Here is a 2,170-nt window from a genome sequence, read left to right as displayed (position 1 = left end):
CCGAGGAATGCCGCGGCGGTCCCCACGAGGGACACATACAGGAGAATGGCGACGAACCGCGCACTCCAATTAATGGCCGGGGCACCCTCGGTCAGCCAGGCTGCCAGCGCCAGTACCACGCCACCGATCACGAAATGCCATCCGATCACCGGCAGGACGTCGGACTTCAGCTGCCGTGAAATAAGTGTTCCGGCAGTGATGGCCAGAGCCGAGGTCAGCGATAGCCATGCCCCGGTGCCCGCGCCACTGGGTGCGGCCACAGCCAGCAGTCCCGCAAAGCCAACACCGACCGCGGCCAGAGTCCTTGGCGAGATCCTTTCCTTGTAGATCCACCAGGCCGGAAGCACGATGAGCAACGGCTGGGCGTTGGCCAGGACCGAGGCGGCCCCCGTTGAGAGCCCGACCAGACCGCCGAACATGGCGCCGAAGGCCACCGACACGTTGACAACGCCCAGCACCGTTATCAGGAGCCAGGTCCGCCGTCCACGCGGCATCGGCGCGCGCCGCAGCCCAGCCACCGCGAGGAGGGCTCCGCCGGCGAGGAGTGCCCGCAATGCGGCGAACCACAGGACCGGCGCGTCCTTCAGTCCTATATTGATGGCCAGGAAACAGGATCCCCAGGCAAAGGTGATCCAGAGCATGCGTATCGGCTTCGGTCGCCGCAAGGGGTTTCCCGGCCCGGCCGGGCTCGCGGCTACGCCTTTGTCACGGTTACGCATGGGAGCACCTTGGTTGCCGCCGCTGGAAGGGAGCCGGGACGAAGGGCGGTCGGAGAGTTCCATGAACGTTCGTGCTCACCTCCTCCGGTCAGGATCATCAGGATACGCGAAGCGGAGCCAGTGACCCGGCGGGTACCGTCCGGCTGCCGGCCGCCCGTAAGCCGGCCAAGGGGTGGCCGGGGCAGCAGCTGTGGCTCCGCCCCCGGAGAGCCTGCAGCAAGTACAGCAGCCATTTACGAGAACCCGGAGTGGCTGCCGGAGACCGGCCGGCCGCACCGGCCGCTACCGGGTGTCCGGGGCGTGCGGCCGGTTCGGTCCGTGACTGGTTTTGTTCAGCCTCAGCCGCGGTATGAAGGCCGGCACCCGGCGGGCATAGTCGAGGTACTCGTCACCGAATTCAGCTGTCATGTCCTTTTCTTCGCGTTTGGCCAGCCGGTGGTAGACCACCACGAGGATCGGAAACATGATCAGGGTCAGGATGGTGGGCCACTGCAGCAGGAAGCCGAACATGATGGTCAGGAATCCCAGGTACTGGGGGTGGCGCATACGGGCGTAGATGCCGGTGACCGCCAGCCGGTGTTCCCGCTGGGCCGCATACAGGATCCGCCATGCCTGGTACAGCAGGATGAAGCCGGCGGCGATGAGCACGTTGCTCAGCAGGTGCAGGGGGTTCAGATGCGGGTCGCCCTGCCAGCCGACAAGGTCCTGCCATAGGTGCCCTGAATTGTGGGTCAGCAGGTTCAGGTCCGGGAACTGGCTGCCCAGCCAGCCGGACAGGAAATAGATTGTCAGCGGGAAGCCGTACATCTCGGTAAACAGGGCGATCACGAAGGCGGAGAACCCGCCGAAGGCCCGCCAGTCCGGTTTTGTCCGGGGTTTGACGAAACTGAACGCAAAGATGATGAAGATTGCCGAGTTCAGGATCACCAGCAGCCAGAGGTTGTACCCGTAATCATCCGGCATCTTTCGTACTCCCTCCGCCCGGACCTCCGTGGCCGCCGTGGCCCCCGTGCCCGCCGTGGCCGTGCCCGAATAGGTGCATCCCCAGCATGCCCATCACGAGGACGTAGGGCAGGGCGTCGAGTACGTGCAGCCAGTGGCTGGTCAGCAGGTAGATCACGGCAATGGCGATCAGGACGGCCAGCCCGGCGCGCACAGGCAGGGCCCGCCTGTCCGGGCCTGGCTGCTGCGGAGGCTGCGGGCCGGGCCGGTGGCCGGCCGGGTGTTCGTTGTGGTTCACGGCCGGTCGCCGCGCAGGGCGGGCACGTTTTCGGCGAGGAAGTCCTGCCGCATGCCCAGTGTTGAGTCGGTGATCTTCATGGAGTCCGCCGCGTCGGGCGCGGTTTCGGTCAGGGCGCGGATGGCGTCGATGGTCTCGGGCACGACGATGGCCTCGTTATCGACCTGGTAGGTCAGGAAGGCCTCGTCGCCCTGGACCGTGACGAGGTCCT

General features: G+C 66.2%; 3 protein-coding genes and 1 pseudogene. All 4 read right to left on the bottom strand.

The features are described 5' to 3' along the window. On the bottom strand, nucleotides 1–719 hold a 719-nt coding region (locus HGO92_RS23035), incomplete at its 3' end, for a DMT family transporter (RefSeq protein ID WP_169999050.1). A 282-nt stretch (nucleotides 720–1,001) separates the two neighbouring features. Further along, on the bottom strand, nucleotides 1,002–1,682 hold the full coding sequence (locus HGO92_RS23030; protein ID WP_169999047.1) for a methyltransferase family protein: 681 nt from the start codon (nucleotides 1,680–1,682) through the stop codon (nucleotides 1,002–1,004). Next, nucleotides 1,672–1,959: a DUF2933 domain-containing protein gene (locus HGO92_RS24635; protein ID WP_205834999.1), complete on the bottom strand. Its 288-nt coding sequence runs from the start codon at nucleotides 1,957–1,959 to the stop codon at nucleotides 1,672–1,674. Before HGO92_RS24635 ends, HGO92_RS23030 begins: the two co-directional genes overlap by 11 nt. Further along, nucleotides 1,956–2,170, bottom strand: a pseudogene (locus HGO92_RS23020) (type II glyceraldehyde-3-phosphate dehydrogenase); the annotation flags it as partial. The gene HGO92_RS24635 and the pseudogene HGO92_RS23020, both read right to left, overlap by 4 nt.

Origin of the sequence: Crystallibacter degradans (genome assembly GCF_012952295.1) — a bacterium.
Classification (GTDB): Bacteria; Actinomycetota; Actinomycetes; order Actinomycetales; family Micrococcaceae; genus Crystallibacter; species Crystallibacter degradans.
Note: the sequence above shows the minus strand (reverse complement) of the source record. Positions and strands in the feature narration are given on the sequence as shown.

Bases quoted from the DNA above. Each gene is read 5' to 3' on its own strand.
- HGO92_RS23030 (WP_169999047.1), bottom strand. From the start codon at position 1,682: ATGCCGGATGATTACGGGTACAACCTCTGGCTGCTGGTGATCCTGAAC.